This is a genomic window from Streptomyces sp. NPDC004065, assembly GCF_044903565.1.
Classification (GTDB): Bacteria; Actinomycetota; Actinomycetes; order Streptomycetales; family Streptomycetaceae; genus Streptomyces.
The window spans coordinates 1-20,168 of the sequence record NZ_JBJDQT010000037.1 but is presented as its reverse complement, the minus strand read 5'-3'; the positions used below and the strand labels follow the sequence as shown (position 1 = coordinate 20,168).

The window sequence follows — 20,168 nt, the reverse complement described above, 5'->3', positions numbered from 1 at the left end:
GGCTCCGACGGACACGGCGGCGGGCGCGGCTCCGACGAGCGCGGCGGCGGGCGCGGCTCCGACGAGCGCGGCGGCGGTGCGCCGGTTCTACGCCGTGGGGCTGTGCGACGCCGTGGGGCTGGGCATGTACCTCGCGCTGTCGGCGCTGTTCCTCGACCGTGCCGCCGGGCTGACGAACCAGCAGATCGGGGTGGTGCTCGCCGCCTCCGGCGCGGCCTCGCTGCTGGGTGCGATGCCGATCGCCCGGGCCGCGGAACGGCTCGGCGTGCGCGCCGCGCTGTGCGCACTGTTCGCGGTGCGCTGCGCGGCCTTCCTCGCGCTGTCCGCGGTGGCGGCCTTCGGGCAGGCCCTCGTCGCCGCGGCGGTGGCCGGCCTGCTCAGCCGGGGCATCGGGCCGCTGATCGAGGCCGGGCTGATCAGCCGGGCGCGGGACGCGGCGGCCGTGGGGGCGCTGGCCCGGCTGCGGACCCTGCGCAACGCCGGGATGGCGGTCGGCGCGCTGCCCGCGGGCGCGGCGCTGACCGTGGGTGAGCCCTGGGCCTATCGGGCGGTGCTGGTCGCCTCGGCCGTGCTGTTCCTGGCGTGCGCCGCGATCTGCCGCGGCTTTCCCGCCTCCGCCGGTCCCGCCTCGACCGGTCCCGGCGCCGCGCCGTCCGGCGGCCGGGCGCGCATCCTGCGCAACCCGCCCTTCCTGGCCGTGACCGCCCTGTACGGGGCGTTCACCCTGTCGGCGCTGCTGCTCGGCATCGGGGTGCCGCTGTGGATCGTGCAGCGCACCCAGGCTCCGGCGTGGACCGTGACGCTGGTGCAGCTGCTCAACACGCTGGTCGTGGTGGCCCTCCAGGTGCGGCTGAGCCGGGGATCCGAACGGCTGGGGCGGGCACGGGCGTTGATGGCCGGCGGCGGGCTGCTGGCGGGGCTGGGGGCGGTGACGGTGCCGCTGACCGCGCTGGGCGGCGCCCGGCTGGACGTGACGGTGCTGGTCGCCGCGGCGGTGCTGCTGTCGCTGGGCGAGGTGCTGATCACCGTGGGCACGACGGGAGCGGCCCTGCTGCACATCCCGGAGGGCCGGCGGACCAGTCATCTGGCCGCGTTCAACCTGGGGTTCGCCGTCACCACCGTGGTCGGGCCGCCGCTGATCGGCACGGGTGTGGGCCGGGGCTGGGCGGGGTGGGCGGCCTGGGCCGTCTTCTTCGCCGCGCTCGGTCTGGCCGCGCTGCGGGTGCCGGGCCCGGCACCCGCCCGCCGCCCGGTGCCGCGGGCACGGGCGGCCGTGTGACTCCGCGGCGCGCCGGCGGGCGGGTGCACCCGCGGCGCGTCGCGGCGATACGGTCCGCGCGGCCGACACGGGGTCGGAGCCGCGCGGACCGTCGGGGGTACGGGCCTGAGGGACGGGGGGTACGGGCCTGAGGGACGGAACGGGGACTCGGGGACTGCCCATGGCTCTCCGGCGGGGGTCACAAGGTCTCCGGCCGGGGGCTCCCATGGCTTTCCGGCCCGGCGGACGGCCCATTGCGGTGCGGCCCGGGATCGAAACCGGGGCCGGGGCCGATCCGGCCCCGGCAGCCCGGAACCGACAGCGTGGAACCGACCGCGCGGACCGAGCCCCGGGCCGGTTCGACCCGGAACCGAGAACCGGGCCGGGCAGTCCGGCCGCCCCGGGACCGAAGGCCGGCGGGGGCTCTTCCGGCCCTCGGCCGCTCCGGGCAGGAGCTGGGCCGCCCGGAGCGGCCCCCCGGGTCACCCCGGATCGCCGGGTCACCCCGGGTCACACCGGATCGCCGGGTCGCCCCGGGTCAGTCGAAGACCGGGCCCCGGGTGCGGGAGCGCTTGAGTTCGTAGAAGCCCGGGGTGGAGGCGAGCAGGAGCAGGCCGTCGAAGAGGCGCAGGGCCGCCTCGCCCTTGGGCGCCGGGGTGACCACCGGGCCGAAGAACGCCCTCGTCGTGCCGTCGGGTCCGGGCAGCGCGATCACCGGGGTGCCGACCTCCTGGCCGACCCGGTCGATGCCCTCCTGGTGGGAGGCGCGCAGGGCGGCGTCGTAGGTGTCCTGGTCCGCGCAGTCGGCCAGGTCCTCGGGCAGACCGGTCTCCTTCAACGCGCCCTCGATCGCCTCCCGGCCGTATCCGAGGCCCTGGCGGTGGATGCGCTCGCCGAGTGCGGTGTAGAGCGCTCCGGTGACGTCGGCGCCGTACTTCTGCCGGGCGGCCGTCACCACCCGCACCGGACCCCAGCCCTCGGTGAGCAGCCGGCGGTAGCGCTCGGGCAGGTCGTCGCCCCGGCCCTCGTTCAGCACGGCCAGGCTCATGACGTGCCAGCGGATCTCGAGGGGGCGTTGCCCGGCGACGTCCAGCAGCCAGCGGGAGGTCATCCACGCCCAGGGGCAGACGGGGTCGAACCAGAAGTCGACGGGGGTGGGTTCGGCAGCGGGCACGGTCGTGGTCTCCTCGGCTGGGGGGCTGGGGTGGGGGACGGGTGGGAAGGACGTGCCCACATGCTCGGCGCGGGCGGTCAAGGACGGGCCCAGGCCCGGCCAAGGGACGGCCAAGGCGCGGCCCACGGCCTCTCACCCCCGGGTGCGCCTCACCCGGCCGCGCCTCCCCCATCCCGCCTCACCCATCCGTCTCAACCGTCCGCTCCACCCTCCCCGCCCACGTCCAGGGCGAAGTGGAAGGCCGAGACGGTCATGCGGCGGGCGTGGTAGAAGCGGTGGGCCGCCTGGTTGGTGACGCCGGAGTCGAGCTCGACGCGGCAGCACTCCGCCGCACGGGCCCGTTCCGTCAGGTGCGCCACGAGGCGGGCGCCCACGCCGCCGCCGCGGCGGCCGGGGTCGGTGACCAGGTCGTCGACGAAGAGCACCCGGCCGCGGCTGGTCGCCAGCACCCGGTGGGTGGCCACCGCCACGCACCCGCCGTGCGCGTCGTAGGCGGCGGTGAACACCAGCCCCTGCGCGTGCGCCTGTGCGGCGAACCGGTCGAAGCCGTCGTCGGTCAGTGCCGGACGCAGGGCCCGCAGCAGCGGCCGGACGTGCACGGACATCCGGGGATCGCCGGGCGTGACGTCGGCCAGGGTCAACGGAGGCGCCGCAGGCGAGGGCGGGGACGCGGAGAGGGAGCCGGAACCGGGCGGGGGCAGGGACACACGGCAGAGCGTACGGACGGCAACGCCTCTGCCGGGAGGGCGAGTTGACACACGTACTCGGGACAGCGGAGTGACCTGACGGACCGTGCGCCCGGATCACCGCGCACCATGTCCCGGGCGGTGCCACGCTGTCAGACTCGGCCACCATGCGTGCCGCTTACATCACCCAGCTCGGCTCCCCCGACGTCATCCGTCACGGGGAGCTGCCGCAGCCCGTGCCCGGCCCTCACGGCGTCCTGGTCGACGTGGAGGTGAGCGCCGTCAACCACGTGGACACCTTCGTCCGCTCCGGAGCCTGGCGCACCCCCGTCACCTTCCCCTTCGTCATCGGCCGTGACCTGGTCGGCACGGTCGCCGCGGCCGGCCCCGGCGCCGTCGGTTTCCGGCCCGGCGACCGGGTCTGGTGCAACAGCCTGGGCCACGACGGCCGGCAGGGCGCCACCGCCGAGCAGGCCGTGGTGCCCGTGGACCGCCTCTACCACCTGCCCGGCGGCGTGGACGCGGTGGACGCGGTGGCGCTGGCCCATCCCGCCGCCACCGCCCACCTGGCGCTGTTCACCCATGGCCGGCTGCGGGCCGGCGAGACGGTCGCCGTGCTCGGCGCGGCCGGCAACGTGGGCGGCGCCATGGTGGTGATGGCGGCCCGGGCGGGCGCCCGTGTGATCGCCGTCGCCTCGGGGCGCGACGAGGAGTACGTACGGTCCCTGGGCGCCGACGAGGTCGTCGACTACCGCCGCGGCGACGTGGCCGGGCGGATCCGTGCCGCCGCGCCCGGCGGGGTGGACGTGTACGTCGACGCCTCCGGCCGCAACGACCTCGAGACGGCCGTGGACCTGCTCGCCGGGCGCGGCCGGATCGTGGTGATGGCCGGGCTGCGCACCCGGCCCGTACTGCCCGTGGGGCCGCTCTATCTGAGGGACCGTTCGGTGCACGGTTTCGCCATCTCGCACGCCGACACCGCCCAGCTCGCCGACGCCGCCCGCGGCATCAACGGGCTGCTGGCGTCCGGCCGGCTGCGCCCGCGGGCCACCGAGGTGCTGCCGCTGGCGGAGGCCGGCGAGGCCCACCGCCGCCTGGACGAGGGAAAGGTGCGCGGCAAGCTCGTCATCGACGTACGCGCCTGAACGGGCGTATGCGCTTGAGCGGACGTACGCACCTGAAGGGACGTACAGGCCTGAAGGGACGTACAGGCCTGAAGGGACGTACGTACGCGGCCGGAAATGCGGCTGGAAAAACCGTCCGTACCGGCCCGGGCCCGGGCGGCGCCCGACGTGAAGTCGTGGCGCCGCCCGGGCGTTTTTTCCGGCCGGAATTCCACGGCCCACGAAAAAGCGCCGTGGGCCGGAATGGGACTTGACGGACCCCGGGCGGCTTGATTGCTGCCCTTTGGCGGGCGTCGGCAGGATTGCCGCCATGACAGCATCCACCGAAACCGTCATCGACAAATCCCCGCTCTTCGAACTCGACGCCCGTATTCGCGTCTCCGCCTCTCCCGCCGAGATCTACGCGGTGGTCAGCGACCTGGCCCGCAGCAAGGAGTGGAGCCCTGAGTGCATGGGCGGGGAGTGGATCGTCGGCGAGCCGTCGGCGGTCGGCTCCGTCTTCCGCGGCGAGAACCTGCGCAGCGAGGACGTCGTCGGCTGGGCGCCGCTGGTGCGCGGGACCTGGTACACCGAGGCCCGGGTGGTCGCCGCCGAGCCGGGCCGCACCTTCCGCTGGATGATGCTCACGCACGCCCGCGAGGACCAGGAGTCGATCTGGGGCTTCGACATCGAGGACGCCGGCGACGGCACCTCCTGGCTCGTCCACCACTTCCGCATGGGCCGGGCCACCGCCGGAATCCACAAGATCGTCGCCGGTCTCGACGAGGCCGACCGCGTCCGTTTCGTCGAGGAGTGGACCGCGAAACTCGTGCAGGACCTCGACGCGACACTCGCCCGCATCAAGGACGTCATCGAGAAGAACTGACCGACCACTGACCGACCACGGCAGCCGCCGTATGCGCCGCGCACGCTCACGTACACCCGTACACCCGCACACCCGTACGCACACGCACACCGTTACGCGCACACGCTTACGCGCACGGCGGGCCCGTCGGTTCCGTAATGCGGCACCCGGCACACCAGGCACACCAGCACTTCAGGCACACCCCCCTTCAGGAATCCGCAGCCATGGACGAGAGATCGATTACATGTTTCTCCAGCGAATAGGCAGCAAGGGAATCCGGCTCGGCACGCTCTTCGACCGAGCGGCGGCCCGGCATCCGGCGAACTTCGTGATCCTCGACCACGACCTGGACATCGCCCCCGGACTGGGCCGGCGCGCCACCTTGACCGAACTGGCCGACCTGGTGGACGACTTGGCCTCCCGGCTGTGGTCCGTCCGGGTGCGTCCCGGCGACCACGTCGTGGTGCACAAGAGCGACGGCTTCGACATCTCGCTGCTGGCCTGCGCCATCGCGCGCACCGGCGCCATCCCGGTGCTGCTGTCGCCGAAGCTGGACGGGGCGACGGTCGCCGAGCTGCTGCGCCGGGTCGGCCGGCCCTTCCTCGTCACCGACCGGGACAAGCTCGAACACCACCTGCCCGCCGAGGTCTTCGACCTGTCCCGTACGGTGCTGCTGGCCTCCGGCGAGTACGACGGCGCCGTCTCCTTCGCCTCCCTGGCCGGGGCGGAGCGGGTGCCGGCGGTGGCCATGCCGATCGACCATCCGACCCTCATCACCCACACCTCCGGCACCACCGGCACGCCCAAGCTCGCCGTCCACACCGGCATGAGCTTCCAGGCCCGCTACCGCCCGCAGGCCACCGTGGTCGCCGGCGCGGTACGGCGCAGCGAACCGGTCGCGATCCACGTGTCGTTCGTGCACTCGCGGATGTTCACCGCGATGCCCATCTCCATCCTCCAGGGCCATCCGCTGATCATCCTGAAGGACGACGACCCGGAGACGGTGGGCGAGCTGTTCAGCCGGATCCCGCCGGGCTTCATCGAGGCCCACCCCAACACGTTCCTGCGCTGGGAGGTGCTGGCCGACGACCCGCGCGGGCCGCTGGCGAACGTGAAGTACTTCTCCAGCACCTTCGACGCCATCCATCCGCGCACCGTCAACACCCTGCTGAAGGCCTCCCGCCGCCGGGGCCGGCGCTTCGCCCAGGCCTACGGGCAGAGCGAGGTCGGGCCGATCGCCGCGCGCACCTACTCGCTCAAGGACGGCGCCGACTTCAACGGCCGCTGCGTCGGCGTGCCGTTCCTGGGCATGACCGGGGTGCGGGTGGTCAGCCGCAACGGGCAGCCGGTGACGAAGGAGAACCCCGGCTTCATCGAGGTCCGCAGCGACGGCCGGATCGTCACCTACCTCGGCGAGCACCAGCGCTGGCAGAAGCAGGTCAACGACGGCTGGTGGCGGATGGGCGACCTCGGCTACCGCACCAGGTTCGGCTGTCTGCACCTGCTGGACCGCGAGGTCGACGAGATCCCGGGCATCGAGTCCACGCTGGAGATCGAGGACAAGCTGTTCACCCGTCTGCCGGAGCTGGTGGAGGTCATCATCATCCCCGGCCCGGACGGCCGCGCGGTGCCGGTGGTGTGCACCCGCGACGACGCGCCGCTGGACGAACTGGCCTGGAAGACGGCCGTGGTGGACCTGCCGGCCCTGGCCGCGCCGGTGCAGTGGCGGCTCGAGGACCTCCCGCAGACCGCCACCACCAAGATCAAGCGCCTGGAGCTGGCCCGGCTGCTGGCCACCGGCCCCGGCGACCGGACCCCTTGATCCCTTGATCCCTTGACCCCGTGACCCCGTGGTCCCGTGGTCCCGTACGGCTGACCGTCGTACGGTCCGCGCGCCGCCCGCACCGGCGCCCCGGGGGCACCCGGCGCTCCGGGGCACCCGTTGCCCCGTCTCCTCCCGCTCCTCCCGTGCTCCCGTGCCTTCCACCTCCCCCTGCGCGTCCGGCGGCCGGTCCCCTCCACCGGCCGCCGGACGGCCCCTGCCCAGAAACGGAGTAACCGCATGCGCAGCACCATCGAGGTCTGCATCATCGGTGCCGGCCCCCGCGGGCTGTCGGTGCTGGAACGGCTGCTGGCCAACGAGCGTCACGAGCGGGCCCACGAGTCGGTCACCGTGCACGTCGTGGACCCCTCGGCCCCCGGCGCCGGCCAGGTGTGGCGCGCCGAGCAGTCGCAGCACCTGCTGATGAACACCGTGGCCTCGCAGATCACCGTCTTCACCGACGACAGCGCCCGCATCGACGGGCCCGTCGAGCCCGGGCCCAGCCTGTACGAGTGGGCCAAGAGCCTGGCCCTGCTGGGCGATCCGGCCGACACCGACGCGGCCGTGCTGGCCGAGGCCCGGCGGCTCGGCCCCGACTCCTACCCCACGCGCGCCTTCTACGGCCGCTATCTGCACGACTGCTTCGAGCGCATCGTCGCGGCCGCGCCCGCGCACGTCGAGGTACGGGTGCACCGCTCGCGGGCGGTGGCCGCGGCCGACACCCACGGCGTGCCCGGCGGCCCGCAGGGCGTCCGGCTGGAGAACGGCACCCGGCTGAACTCGCTGGACGCCATCGTGATGGCGCAGGGCCACGTCCCGGCCCGGCTGTCGGCGCGCGAGGCGCGCACCGCGAGCCTGTCGCGCATCCACCACCTGACCTACGTCACCCCGGCCAACCCCGCCGACCTCGACCTGAGCGGCATCGCGCCCGGGCGGAACGTGCTGCTGCGCGGGCTGGGTCTGAACTTCTTCGACCACATGGCCCTGTTCACGCTGGGCCGCGGCGGCCGCTTCGAGCGCGCCGGCGCCGACGGCGGCCTGGTCTACCGGCCCTCGGGCCGGGAGCCGAAGCTGTACGCCTTCTCCCGGCGCGGGGTGCCGTACCACGCGCGCGGCGAGAACGAGAAGGGCTCCACCGGCCGCTACTTCCCGCGGCTGCTGACCGCCGAGTACATCGCGCGGCTGCGCGAGCGCTCCGCGGAGGGCCGGCCGGTCAGCTTCTCCGCCGACCTGTGGCCGCTGATCTCCCGCGAGGTGGAGAGCGTCTACTACGGCACGCTGCTGAGCGCCCGCGGCCAGGACCACGCCCGGGAGGAGTTCACCGAGCGGTTCCTGGCCCTGGCGCCCGACGCCGACCCGGCTCCGCTGCTGGACGCCCACGGCATCGGGCCCGCCGAGCGCTGGAGCTGGGAGCGGCTGTCCCGGCCGTACGGCGACCGGGTGTTCACCGACCGCGCGGACTTCACCGCCTGGCTGCTCGGCCATCTGCGCCAGGACGTGCGCGAGGCCCGTCTGGGCAATGTCAGCGGCCCGCTCAAGGCGGCCCTGGACGTGCTGCGCGACCTGCGCAACGAGATCCGCCTCGCGGTCGACCACGGCGGCCTGGACGGCGACTCGCACCGCGACGACCTCGAGGGCTGGTACACGCCGCTGAACGCGTTCCTGTCGATCGGCCCGCCCGCCTCCCGCATCGAGGAGATGATCGCGCTGATCGAGGCGGGCGTGCTCACCGTGACCGGCCCGGGCACCCAGGTCCGCATCGACACGACCGCCGGGGTGTACGTCGCGCAGTCCACGGCGGTGCCGGGCGAGGCGGTGCGGGCGAGCGCCCTGATCGAGGCCCGCCTTCCCGAGCCGGACCTGCGCCGCACCGACGACCCGCTGCTGCAGCACCTGCTGGACACCGACCAGGCGACGCCGTACCGCATCGCCGCGGCCGGCGGCGGGAACTACGAGACCGGCGGCCTGGCCGTCACCGAGCGCCCCTACCGGCTGCTGGACGGCCGGGGCCGCGCCCACCCGCGGCGCTTCGCCTACGGGGTGCCCACCGAGTCGGTCCACTGGGTGACCGCGGCCGGAATCCGGCCGGGTGTGGACTCGGTGACCCTCGGCGACTCCGACGCCATCGCCCGCGCGGTGCTGACGCTGCCGCCGGTGGCGCACGTACCGGACGGCGTGCGCCCGGTGGAGGCAGGCAGCGAGATGTCCGGGGTGATCGTGTGACCGCTCCGCCCACCACGGCGGCGGACGAGCCCGGAGGCGGCCCGGCGGACGAGCCCGGGGGCGGCCCGGCGGACGTGGGGCTGCTGTCACCGGTACGGGCCGGCACCCCCGCGGAGGCGGCCACCGGCGACCGGGCGTGGCTGCAGGCCATGCTGGACGCCGAGGCCGCCCTGGCCCGCGCCCAGGCCGCCCTGGGCACGGTGCCCGCCCGGGCCGCCGAGGTCATCACCCGTGCGGCGCGCGCCGACCTGCTCGACGTACGGGCGCTGGCGCTCGCCGCCCGGGAGACCGCCAACCCGGTCGTCGGGCTGGTGAAGGCGTTCACCGCGGTGGTGGCCGAACGGGACCCGGCGGCGGCCGAGTACGTCCACCGCGGCTCCACCAGCCAGGACGTCCTGGACACCGGCACCATGCTGGTGGCCGCCCGCACGCTCGCGATCGTCCGCGCCGACCTGGCGCGGTGCGCGTCGGCGCTCGCCGAGCTGGCCGCGGCGCACCGCGACACGCCCGCCGTCGGCCGCACCCTCGCCCTGCACGCCGTACCGACGACGTTCGGCCTGCGGGCGGCGGGCTGGCGGGCGCTGGTGCTGGACGCGGAGACCCGGCTGGCGCGCGTGCACGAGAGCGGGCTGCCCGTCTCGCTGGGCGGCGCGGCCGGCACCCTGGCCGGCTATCTGGAGTACGCCGGTCTCGACGCGGGCGGCGCGCCCGATCCGGGCGCCTACGCGGACCGCCTGGTCGACGTCTACGCCGCCGAGACCGGCCTGGCCCGGCCGGTGCTGCCCTGGCACTCGCTGCGCACGCCCGTGGCGGACCTGGCGTCCGCGCTGGCGTTCACGGCGGGCGCGCTCGGCAAGATCGGCGTCGATGTGCAGTCGCTGGCCCGCACCGAGGTCGGCGAGGTCGCCGAGCCCGGCGCGGCCGGCCGCGGCAGCTCCTCGGCCATGCCGCACAAGCGCAACCCGGTGCTGGCCACGCTGCTGCGCAGCGCCGCCCTTCAGGTGCCGGCCCTCTCGGCGGCCCTGGTGCAGTGCCTGGTCAGCGAGGACGAGCGGTCCGCGGGGGCCTGGCACGCGGAGTGGCAGCTGCTGCGGGAGTGTCTGCGGCTGGCGGGCGGCGCGGCGCACACGGCGGCCGAACTCGCCGAGGGCCTCAGGGCCCGGCCGGAACGCATGCGCGCCAACCTCGGCCTGACGGGCAGTCAGATCGTCTCGGAGCGGGTGGCGGCCCGCCTCGCCCCCGCCCTGGGCAAGGCGCGCGCCAAGGAGGTGCTGACCGAGGCGGCGCGGCAGGCCGAGGTCACCGGACGCGCCCTGCCCGAGGTACTGGCCGGCCTGCCCGGCCTGCCGGCGGCCGTCGCCGGCGACCTGGCCGCCCTGTGCGACCCGGCCGGTTACACGGGGGCCGCGGCGGCCCTGGTGGACCGGGCCCTGCTGCGCTGACCGCCGCGGCCGCGGTCACGGGCCGGGACGGTTCCCTGCCACGACCGTGGCCGGGCCACGACCGCGACCGCGACCGCGACCGCGACCGCGACCGCGACCGCGACATGAGTGTGGCCGCGACGACCGCGATCCACCACGACCCTTCGACCCGTCGGAAAGCCGAGGAGGAGCCTTGACCCGCGCACGCGCCCGCCGAGGGCGCTGGATCGAGAACTGGGACCCCGAGGACGAGCAGGCGTGGGCCGCCGGCGGCAGCCGTGTCGCCCGGCGCAACCTGGTGCTGTCGGTGCTGTCCGAGCACATCGGCTTCTCGGTGTGGAGCATGTGGTCGGTCCTGGTGCTGTTCATGTCGCCGGGGATCGGACTGGGCTTCGCCCCGGACGAGAAGTTCCTGCTGGTGGTGGTGCCCACCCTGGCCGGGGCGCTGCTGCGGCTGCCCTACAGCTACGCGGTCACCCGCTTCGGGGGCCGCAACTGGACGGTGTTCGCCTCCCTGGTCCTGCTGGTGCCGACGGCGCTGACCACGTACTTCGTGCAACGTCCCGGCACCCCGCTGTGGGTGTTCCTGCTGATCGGCGCGACCGCCGGGGCCGGTGGCGGCACCTTCGCCTCGTCGATGACGAACATCACCGCGTTCTTCCCGCAGCGGCAGCAGGGCTGGGCGCTCGGCCTGAACGCGGGCGGCGGCAACCTGGGCGTCGCCGTGGTGCAGTTGCTGGGCCTGCTGGTGATCTCCCTCGCCGGCGACACCCACCCGGCGTATGTCGCCGCCTGCTACCTGCCGCTGATCGCGCTGGTGTCCGTGCTGGCCGCGCTGCGCATGGACAACGTCGCCGTGGTGCGCGCCGAGCGCGGCGCCCAGCGGGAGGCCGCCGCCGACGCCCACACCTGGTGGATCTCGCTGCTGTACATCGGCACCTTCGGCTCCTTCATCGGCTTCGGCTTCGCCTTCGGGCTGGTGCTGCAGAGCCAGTTCGGCTGCACACCGCTGCAGGCGGCGTCCTTCACCTTCCTCGGGCCGCTGCTCGGCTCGGTGGCGCGTCCGGCGGGCGGCAGGCTGGCCGACCGGTGGGGCGGCGCGCGGGTCACGCTGTGGGCGTTCGCGGGGATGGCGGCCGGCATCGGCGTACTGCTGGTGGCCACCCGCACCGGGTCACTGGCGCTGTTCGTGGCCGGGTTCACCGCGCTGTTCGTGATGAGCGGCGTCGGCAACGGCTCGACGTACAAGATGATCCCGGCGGTCTTCGCCCGGCAGGCCGAGCGGGCCGTCACCTCCGGCCACGACGCGGCCGAGGCCTTCGCCCGCTCGCGCCGGCTGTCGGGGGCCGTCATCGGCATCGCGGGAGCGGTGGGCGCGCTCGGCGGGGTCGCCATCAACCTGGCCTTCCGCTCGGCCTACGGTTCGCTGGGCAGCGGCGAGCCCGCCTTCTACGCCTTCCTCGCCTTCTACGGGCTGTGCGCCGTGCTGATCCGGGTGGTGTACCTGCGCGCCGAGCGCACGGACGGCCCGCCGGCCCTCTCCCCTCCGGTGGGTGCCTCCCATGTCCGCTGAACGGGCGCCGGACCCCGGCGTGACGGGAAACGCGGGGAGCGCGTGGGGCGCGGGGAACCCGGGGGCGGGCGAGGTGGCGAACGCAGGGGCGGGCGCGCCGGCCAACGCGGGGGCGGGCGGGGTGGAGAGCGCGGAGAGCGCCACCCACTGCCCGTACTGCGCGCTGCAGTGCGCCACCGTGCTCTCCGGCCGCCGGGCGGAGCTGGCCGTACGGCCCGCCCCGGACTTCCCGGTGAACGCCGGCGGCCTGTGCCAGAAGGGCTGGACCGCGCCCGGGGTGCTGCGCGCCCCGGACCGGCTGCTGACCCCGCTGGTGCGCCGGCCGGACGGCGAACTGGCCCCGGCCGGCTGGGAGGAGGCCCTCGACCTGGTGGCCGGCCGGCTGCGGGAGATCCGCGGCCGGCACGGCGCGGACGCGGTCGCGGTGTTCGGCGGGGGCGGGCTGACCAACGAGAAGGCGTACGCGCTCGGCAAGTTCGCGCGGCTGGCGCTCGGCACCTCGCAGATCGACTACAACGGCCGGTTCTGCATGTCCTCGGCCGCCGCCGCGGCCACGGCCGCCTTCGGCCTGGACCGCGGGCTGCCGTTCCCGGTGACCGACCTGGACGAGTCCGACGTGGTGCTGCTGGCCGGGGCCAACCCGGCGGAGACGATGCCGCCCCTGCTGCGTCATCTGCGGCGCGCGGACCTCGTCGTCGTCGACCCGCGCCGCACCCGCACCGCCCAGCAGGCCGCGCTGCACCTGCAGCCGGCCCCCGGCACCGATCTGGCCCTCGCCCTCGGACTGCTGCACCTGACGGTCACCGAGGGCCTCCTCGACAAGGAGTACGTCGATGCGCGCACGACCGGCTTCGACGCCGCCTGGGAGCAGTGCGTGGCCTGGTGGCCGGAGCGGGTCGAACAGGTCACCGGGGTGCCGGTGGCCGACCAGCGGGCCGCGGTGCGGATGCTGGCCGGGGCCGCCCGCGCCCACGTCCTGACGGGCCGGGGCGCCGAGCAGCACAGCAAGGGCGCCGACACGGTCGCCGCGTTCATCAACCTGGCGCTGGCCCTCGGCCTGCCGGGGCGCGCGGGCAGCGGCTTCGGCACGCTGACCGGGCAGGGCAACGGGCAGGGCGGCCGGGAGATGGGCCAGAAGGCGGACCAGCTGCCCGGCTACCGGTCGCTCACCGACCCCGCGGCCCGCGCCCACGTGGCCCGGGTCTGGGGCGTCGAAGCCGAGCGGCTGCCGGGGCCGGGCCGCAGCGCCTACGAACTGCTGGACGCCCTGGGCACCGAGTCCGGCCCGCGGGCGCTGCTGGTGTTCGGCTCCAACCCGGTGGTGTCGGCGCCGCGCGCCGCGCACGTCGCCTCCCGGCTGTCCGCCCTGGACCTGCTGGTGGTGGCCGACTTCGTGCCCTCGGAGACCGCGGCGCTGGCCGACGTGGTGCTGCCCGTGGCCCAGTGGGCCGAGGAGGAGGGCACCATGACCAGCCTGGAGGGCAGGGTGCTGCGCCGCCGCGCCCATCTGCGGCCGCCGCCCGGTGTGCGTACCGACCTGGAGGTGCTGCGGTCCCTGGCCGTACGGCTCGGGCAGGACGCGGACCGGTTCCCGGCCCGTCCCCGGGAGGTCTTCGAGGAGCTGCGGCGGGCCACCGCCGGCGGCGTCGCGGACTACTCGGGCATCAGCTACGAACGGCTGGACGCGGGCGAGGCACTGCACTGGCCGTGCCCGGCCGGCGAGGACGGGGCGGACGACGGCGGGGTGGACGGCCGGGGCGCGGAAGCCGGGAGCGGCCCGGACACGAACGCCGAGGACAGGGCAGCCAGCCCGGACACGGGCGCCGAGAGCGGCGCGGACGGCCCGGATGCGGGCGCCCAGGGGACGGGCCGCCGTGGGCGACGGCCTCATCCGGGCACGCCCCGGGTCTTCCTGGACCGTTTCGCGCATCCCGACGGGCGGGCCCGGTTCGCCGCGGTGGACCACCGTCCGCCCGCCGAGGTGCCCGACGCCGCGTTCCCGCTGTACGGCACGACCGGCCGGGTGCTCGCCCAGTACCAGTCGGGCGCGCAGACCCGCCGGGTGCCCGAACTGGTGGCGGCGGCGCCGGAGGCGGTGGTGGAGATCCACCCGGACACCGCCCGGCGCTTCGGCCTGGCCGACGGGCAGCTCGCCGAGGTCACCTCGGCGCACGGCACCGTACGGGCCCGGGTGCGCGCCACCCGGGACGTGCGCGCGGACACCGTCTTCGTGCCGTTCCACTATCCCGGCGCCGCCCGCGCCAACCTGTTCACGGGCGACGCCCTGGACCCGCGCAGCCGTATGCCCGAGTTCAAGGTGAGCGCGGTGCGCGTCACCCCGGCGGATGGGGGCCCGTGATGAGTGACGTCGTCGTGGTCGGCGGCGGACCGGCCGCACACCGGCTGGCCGCACGCCTTGTGCGGTACGGGCACCGGGGTACGGTCACCGTGGCCGGCGCCGAGGAGGTCCCGCCGTACAACCGTGCCCTGCTCGGCTCGGTCCTGGACGGCACGCTGCCCGCCGAGCGGCTGCGGCTGCCCGCCCTGCCCGCGGCGGTGACCCTGCTGACGGGCACCCGGGTGACCGGCGTCGACCGGGCCCGGCGCACCGTGCGCACCGAGGACGGCCGGGAGTTGGCCTGGGACGTGCTGGTCCTGGCCACCGGGGCCCGGCCGCGGGTGCCGTACGTGCCCGGACTGGTCACCGCGCGCGGCCGGCCGGCCGAGGGGGTGCGCACCGTGCGCACCGCCGCCGACTGCCGGGCCCTGCCGCCCGGGCCGGTGACGGTGCTCGGCGGCGGCGTCCTCGGCGTGGAGTCGGCCCTCGCGCTGCGCCGGGCCGGGCACGAGGTGGCCCTGGTCCACCCCGCACCGCTGCTGATGGAACGTCACCTCGACGAGGAGGCCTCGGCCGTGCTCGCGGGTCTGCTGGCCGTACGGGGCGTGGCGGTGCACCTCGGCCGCCGGGCCGCCGAGTACGTCCAGGGCAAGCTGGTCCTCGACGACGGCCAGGTGGTGGCGGCGGGCACCGTACTGCTGTGCGCCGGGACGGAGCCGGACACGGAACTGGCCCGCGCCTGCGGCCTGACGATACGTCATGGAGTCGTCGTGGACGACCGGTTGCGCACGAGCGACCCCCGCATCCATGCGATCGGCGACTGCGCCGAGCACGCGGGCGCCGTCGGCTCCACCGTGACCTCGGCCTGGGAGCAGGCGGAGGCCCTCGCCCGCGTCCTCACCGGGTCGCCCCGCCCCTACCGCCCCCGGCCGCGGGTGCTGCGGCCCCGCACCGGGGACATCGAGACCGTGGTCCTGCTCCCCGCCCGGGAGGACGGGACCGCCGACGGAACCATCGGCGTAAGCACCGGCGACACCACCGGCGGGGCGACCGCCGGGACGGCCGCCGGGACCGCCTCCCGGACCACCGACAGGACCGCCGACGAGACCGCCGACGAGACGGTCTCGCTCACCGACCGGGCGGGCGGCCGCTACGCCCGCCTGGCGCTGCGCGAGGGCCGTATCCACCGCGGAGTCGTCATCGGTCCCGCGGCGGCGGTCGCGGCGGCCGGCCACCTGCACGAGACGGGCGCCGTACTGCCCGAGGACCGGCTCGCCCTGCTGACCGGCTCCGAGGGCACCTACGCGGGGGACGGCGAACTGCCCGACGACGCCGTGGTCTGCCACTGCAACAACGTCACGCGCGGGGCGCTGCGGCGGGCCTGGACCGGCGGCGCGCGCGACACGGCGGCCCTGGCCCGGGCCACCCGGGCGACGACGGGATGCGGCAGCTGCGCGGCCGTCGTACGCGGCCTGTGCACGTCGCTCGCCTCCTCCGCGCCGCAGCCCCGGACCCAGCACTCCACGACCGGCACGGCCACCCGCACCAGCCCCGCCACCGCCACCAGCCCCAGCACCAGCGCCAGCGCCACCGCCACCGCCACCGCACAAGGAGAGAACCGATGAGCACGCGCACGCTGGTCGTCGTGGGCCACGGCATGGCGGGTCACCGGCTGGTGGAGGAGGTGCTCGCCGGCGACCGGGACGGCGGCTGGCGCATCGTCGTCCTCGCCGAGGAGCCACGGCCCGCCTACGACCGGGTGGCGCTGTCGTCCCTGCTGGCCGGGGCGAGCGCCGGCGACCTCGCGCTGGCGGGCCCCGACGTCCTCGGCGACCCGCGTCTGCGCATCCGGCTGCGCTCACCGGTGACCGGTGTCGACCGGGCGGCGGGGACGGTGACCTGCGCCGACGGCAGTGTGGTCGGCTACGACGCGCTGGTGCTGGCCACCGGTTCGCGGCCGTTCGTCCCGCCGGTGCCCGGCCGGGAGTTGCCCGGCTGCTTCGTGTACCGGACGGTGGAGGACATCGACGCGATCCGGGCGGCGGCGCGGCCGGGCCGGGACGCGGTGGTGGTCGGGGGCGGCCTGCTGGGCCTGGAGGCGGCCGGCGGGCTGCGGCGGCTGGGCATGCGGCCCCATGTGGTGGAGATGGCGCCGTGGCTGATGGCCCAGCAGATCGACGCCGGCGGCGGGCGGGTGCTGGCCCGGGCGATCGCACGGCTGGGCGTGCGCGTGCACTGCTCGACCGTGCTGCGCGGTGTCGAGGCGGGCGCGGACGGCCGCGCGGCCCGGGTGTCCCTGGACGACGGCACGGTGCTCGACGCCCCGCTGGTCGTCTTCTCCGCGGGGGTACGGCCCCGCGACGACCTCGCCGCTCCGGCCGGCCTGGCACGGGCCGAACGGGGCGGGTTCCTGGTGGACCGGTGGTGCCGTACGGCGGACGAGCGGATCTGGGCGATCGGCGAGTGCGCCGCGGTCGAGGGCCGCTGCCACGGGCTGGCCGCCCCCGGCCTGCGGATGGCCGAGACCGTGGCCCGGCAACTGCTCGGCATGGCGGGCGAGGCGTTCCCCGGCGCGGACACCTCGGCCCGGCTGAAGCTGCTCGGCGTGGACGTGGCCGGGTTCGGCGACGCCCACGCCCGCACCGGCGGGGCGATCGAGTACGTCCGCGAGGACCGGCGCGCGGGCACCTACGCCAAGGTGGTCCTCGCCCGCGACGGCCGCACCCTGCTCGGCGGCGTCCTGGCCGGCGACACCCGCGCCTACCCGGTACTGCGCGCCCTGACCGGCCGCGAACTGACCGCCCCACCCGACGCGTTGCTGACCGGGGCCGCGGCCGGGAGCTGAGCCGGGCCTTGGCCCGGGAAGTTGCCGGAGGGCGGCAGAGTCCGGTCCGGCCGCACTGCCGGACGCCGCCGGTCACCGCGCCGCGACCGGCTGCGTATGCTCGCGTCCCGCCCACCGGGACGCCCGGCCGGGGTAGCAGGCCGGGCAGGCCGTGTCTTCACCGCAGGAGGAACTCCGATCGTGCCCGCTCATCTCACCACGGGCGACTGGTGGCTCATCGCGGCCGGCGCGACCGTCGTCTACCTGGCCGCGATGCACTGGTGCATGCCGACGCCGAAGGCCAGACGGCGCATGTTCGCCGCCCCGGCGGCCGGCTGGGTGTTCCTGCTGCCCAACGCCGCGATGAACGGCTATTCGGTCTCCCACACCCTGTATTTCTACAGCGGTGCCCTGCTGATGTTCGTCATCATGCTGGTGCCGGTCGCGAAGAAGGTCGCGGCGGACATCGCGGAGCAGGAGGCGAAGCCCTGGGAGAAGGTGCCCCTCAACACCTTCGCGCTGTACTGGATGGCGGGATCGTCCACGGCCTGCGTCGCGGCGGTCGTCTACCTCTGGCCGTGAACCCGGCCGACGCGGCGGACGCGGCGGACGCGGCCGGCGGCCGGCGGCCGGGCGATGCGAGCTCCCGCCGGACCGGAGGACCGTGGCGAGCCCGGAAAAGGAGGCGGCAAGGCTGCGATGCGGGCACCGGAAGTACGGCGTGCGGTGGCCGCCGCCGTGTCCACCGCCTCGGCACTCGGCCTGCCGGCGGACGACGCGACCGTTCTGCACGACTCGAACAAGCTCACCGTGCGGCTGCTGCCCTGCGACGTCCTGGCCCGGGTGGCCCCGGCCGCGCCCGCCGCGCACCAGGTCGCGCGGTTCGAGGTCGGACTCGCCCGGCGGCTCGCCGCGGCCGGATGCCCGGTGGCGGCTCTCGAGCCCAGGGTGGAGCCGCGCGTGCAGGTACGCGACGGTTTCGCCATCAGCCTGTGGACCTACTACGAGCCCGTGGCGCCCGCGGAGGTCCCACCGGCCGACTACGCCCACGCCCTCCAGCGGCTGCACGCCGGCATGCGCCCACTCGACGTCCCGGTCCCGCACTTCACGGACCGGATCGAACAGGCCCAGCGCCTCGTCGCCGACCGCGACCGCACTCCGGCGCTCGCCGAGGCGGACCGGAGGCTGCTCGCCGACACCTTGCGGAGCCTGCGACGGGTGACCGCCGGGCGCGGCACCCCGGAACAGCCGCTGCACGGCGAACCACACCCGGGCAACCTGCTCACCACCAAGGACGGGCTGCTGTTCATCGACCTCGAGACGTGCTGCCGCGGGCCGGTCGAGTTCGACCTCGCCCACGCGCCGGAAGAGGTCGCCGAGCACTGTCCGGGCATCGACCGCGACCTGCTGCGCGCATGCCGGCTCCTCGTACTGGCGATGGTCACGGCATGGCGCTGGGACCGGGACGACCAGCTCCCCGACGGCCGCCGGCTGGGCACGCAGTGGCTCGCCCGGATCCGGGACACACTGGCCGACGGCGGCCCGGACACCTGGGGCTGATCACGGACCACGTCCAAGGGGGCGGCGGGAAGGGCCTCCCGGCTCATCGGTAGCGTGCGCCGCTATGACACGCACTATGAGACGCGCTTGGACGATGCCGTTGCTGCTGGTGCTCTGTGGTGCGGTCGCCGCGAGCGCGCAGGCCGCCAGGGGGGATGCCGGTTCCGCCGCGGTGCTCCTGGTGGTGTTCGTGCTGCTCGCGGGGGTGAACTCGCCGCTGGTCTTCCCGAAGTCGATCGGCGCGGTGGAGGCGCGGCGGCGCAGCGCGGCCGACGGCCGGCCGGTGGTGTTCTGGCGGCCGGGCTGCACGTACTGCTTGCGGCTGCGCATCCGGCTGGGCCGGCACGCCCGGCAGGCGCACTGGGTGAACATCTGGCGCGACCCCGCCGGGGCGGCGGCGGTCCGGGCCGCCAACGACGGCAACGAGACCGTGCCGACCGTCGTCGTGGCCGGCCGACCGCACACCAACCCCGACCCGGCCTGGGTACGCGACCGGCTCACCTCTTCCGGGTGAACCGCCCGTAACGGGACGCCGGCAGGCCCGGTTGCCTACGGTGACGCCCTCGACACCGGCCCACGGGAGGCACCTGATGTCCGCAGCAGCTGCCGAGCGGCCCCGTGGAGCCCGCCCGCTGATCGCGCAGGCCGGTCGGCTCATGGACCGCAATCCGGGGTGCCGCGTCGAGATCATCGGAGGCCAGATCATCGTGTCCCCGCCGCCGGACGGCCCTCACGGAGAGGTCCAACGCTCGATCGTCCACTCACGCCTCCTCAACGCCGAACGCGGGCCGCGAAGGGGACGTACGTGCCGCGGGAGGGCGCGGGGCCCGGCCACCCGTCCCTCGTTCGCCGGGCCCCCGCCTTCGGTGCCCGCCCCCGGGCACCGTCCCTCACCCCCGCCGGAACCCGATGCCGTGGAGGAGGCCGGGCGCCGGCGGGGTCGTGGCGGGGCGGCGCGGCAGGGGGGTGTCCGCGGCCCCGCGTTCCGGGGAGTGGGCACCCGGTCCGCGCGGGGGGTGGTGCGCGGTGGGCGGGTGCCGTTGTGTGCTGTCGTCGCCGTACCGGGGGGTGCGCCCGGGGGTGGTGGGCTCGCCCGTGGCCGGGGTGGGGTGAGTGGGGTTCCCGGTGGTGGGGTCCCGGTCGTGGGGTTCCCGGCGTGGTGCCGGCGGCCGGTGCGGGGTGGTCCGGCTCGCGTCGGTACGGGGGTGTGGGGTGCCGTACGGGGAGGATGCTCTTATGGATGTCAAGCGGCAGTTGTGAGCTGACGGCCATTCGTGGTTGAAGCAGTGATGAGCTGGTAGATCTCTCGGGCGATGTACCG

15 protein-coding genes are annotated in these 20,168 nt (G+C 75.5%); 13 read left to right on the top strand and 2 right to left on the bottom strand.

Annotated features, from left to right (window positions below; translation table 11 throughout):
• Window positions 1-1,279, top strand: a 1,279-nt coding sequence (locus ACI2LW_RS29940) for an MFS transporter (RefSeq protein ID WP_404734378.1), incomplete at its 5' end; no start/stop codon positions are given.
• 517 nt (window positions 1,280-1,796) lie between these two features.
• Here ACI2LW_RS29940 and ACI2LW_RS29935 read toward each other — a convergent pair.
• Together ACI2LW_RS29935 and ACI2LW_RS29930 are read right to left on the bottom strand one after the other, a co-directional pair.
• The gene (locus ACI2LW_RS29935) at window positions 1,797-2,432 is read right to left on the bottom strand and encodes a DsbA family protein (protein WP_404734377.1); all 636 of its coding nucleotides are present in this window, start codon (window positions 2,430-2,432) and stop codon (window positions 1,797-1,799) included.
• A 191-nt stretch (window positions 2,433-2,623) separates the two neighbouring features.
• The gene (locus ACI2LW_RS29930; RefSeq protein WP_404734376.1) at window positions 2,624-3,139 is read right to left on the bottom strand and encodes a GNAT family N-acetyltransferase; all 516 of its coding nucleotides are present in this window, start codon (window positions 3,137-3,139) and stop codon (window positions 2,624-2,626) included.
• Window positions 3,140-3,285: 146 nt separating this feature from the next.
• Between ACI2LW_RS29930 and ACI2LW_RS29925 the strand changes: the two genes are divergently transcribed.
• The 12 genes from ACI2LW_RS29925 (at window position 3,286) to ACI2LW_RS29870 (ending at window position 19,361) form a co-directional block, all read left to right on the top strand.
• Window positions 3,286-4,263 (top strand): NADPH:quinone reductase, encoded by a 978-nt coding sequence (locus tag ACI2LW_RS29925; protein ID WP_404734375.1) that lies wholly within the window; start codon window positions 3,286-3,288, stop codon window positions 4,261-4,263.
• A 289-nt stretch (window positions 4,264-4,552) separates the two neighbouring features.
• Complete coding sequence (locus ACI2LW_RS29920; RefSeq protein WP_404734374.1) at window positions 4,553-5,107, top strand: SRPBCC family protein; 555 nt, start codon at window positions 4,553-4,555, stop codon at window positions 5,105-5,107.
• 223 nt (window positions 5,108-5,330) lie between these two features.
• Window positions 5,331-6,908, top strand: coding sequence for a class I adenylate-forming enzyme family protein (locus ACI2LW_RS29915; protein WP_404734373.1), 1,578 nt, complete (start codon window positions 5,331-5,333; stop codon window positions 6,906-6,908).
• Between the two features lie 240 nt (window positions 6,909-7,148).
• Window positions 7,149-9,131 (top strand): FAD/NAD(P)-binding protein, encoded by a 1,983-nt coding sequence (locus ACI2LW_RS29910; protein ID WP_404734372.1) that lies wholly within the window; start codon window positions 7,149-7,151, stop codon window positions 9,129-9,131.
• A gap of 74 nt (window positions 9,132-9,205) precedes the next feature.
• Window positions 9,206-10,573 (top strand): 3-carboxy-cis,cis-muconate cycloisomerase, encoded by a 1,368-nt coding sequence (pcaB, locus tag ACI2LW_RS29905; protein WP_404734439.1) that lies wholly within the window; start codon window positions 9,206-9,208, stop codon window positions 10,571-10,573.
• A gap of 172 nt (window positions 10,574-10,745) precedes the next feature.
• On the top strand, window positions 10,746-12,125 hold the full coding sequence (locus ACI2LW_RS29900; protein ID WP_404734371.1) for an MFS transporter: 1,380 nt from the start codon (window positions 10,746-10,748) through the stop codon (window positions 12,123-12,125).
• 121 nt (window positions 12,126-12,246) lie between these two features.
• A complete protein-coding gene (locus ACI2LW_RS29895) occupies window positions 12,247-14,484 on the top strand; it encodes a molybdopterin oxidoreductase family protein (RefSeq protein ID WP_404734438.1) in 2,238 nt (745 codons plus the stop codon).
• The gene (locus ACI2LW_RS29890; RefSeq protein WP_404734370.1) at window positions 14,484-16,088 is read left to right on the top strand and encodes an FAD-dependent oxidoreductase; all 1,605 of its coding nucleotides are present in this window, start codon (window positions 14,484-14,486) and stop codon (window positions 16,086-16,088) included. Before ACI2LW_RS29895 ends, ACI2LW_RS29890 begins: the two co-directional genes overlap by 1 nt.
• Window positions 16,085-17,308, top strand: a complete 1,224-nt coding sequence (locus ACI2LW_RS29885; RefSeq protein ID WP_404734369.1) for an FAD-dependent oxidoreductase — start codon at window positions 16,085-16,087, stop codon at window positions 17,306-17,308. The genes ACI2LW_RS29890 and ACI2LW_RS29885 overlap by 4 nt, the downstream gene beginning before the upstream one ends.
• Before the next feature lie 180 nt (window positions 17,309-17,488).
• Complete coding sequence (locus ACI2LW_RS29880) at window positions 17,489-17,869, top strand: hypothetical protein (RefSeq protein WP_404734368.1); 381 nt, start codon at window positions 17,489-17,491, stop codon at window positions 17,867-17,869.
• Window positions 17,870-17,986: 117 nt separating this feature from the next.
• The gene (locus tag ACI2LW_RS29875) at window positions 17,987-18,847 is read left to right on the top strand and encodes a phosphotransferase enzyme family protein (RefSeq protein ID WP_404734367.1); all 861 of its coding nucleotides are present in this window, start codon (window positions 17,987-17,989) and stop codon (window positions 18,845-18,847) included.
• Between the two features lie 76 nt (window positions 18,848-18,923).
• Window positions 18,924-19,361: a glutaredoxin domain-containing protein gene (locus tag ACI2LW_RS29870; RefSeq protein ID WP_404734366.1), complete on the top strand. Its 438-nt coding sequence runs from the start codon at window positions 18,924-18,926 to the stop codon at window positions 19,359-19,361.
• The last annotated feature ends 807 nt before the right edge of the window (window positions 19,362-20,168 follow it).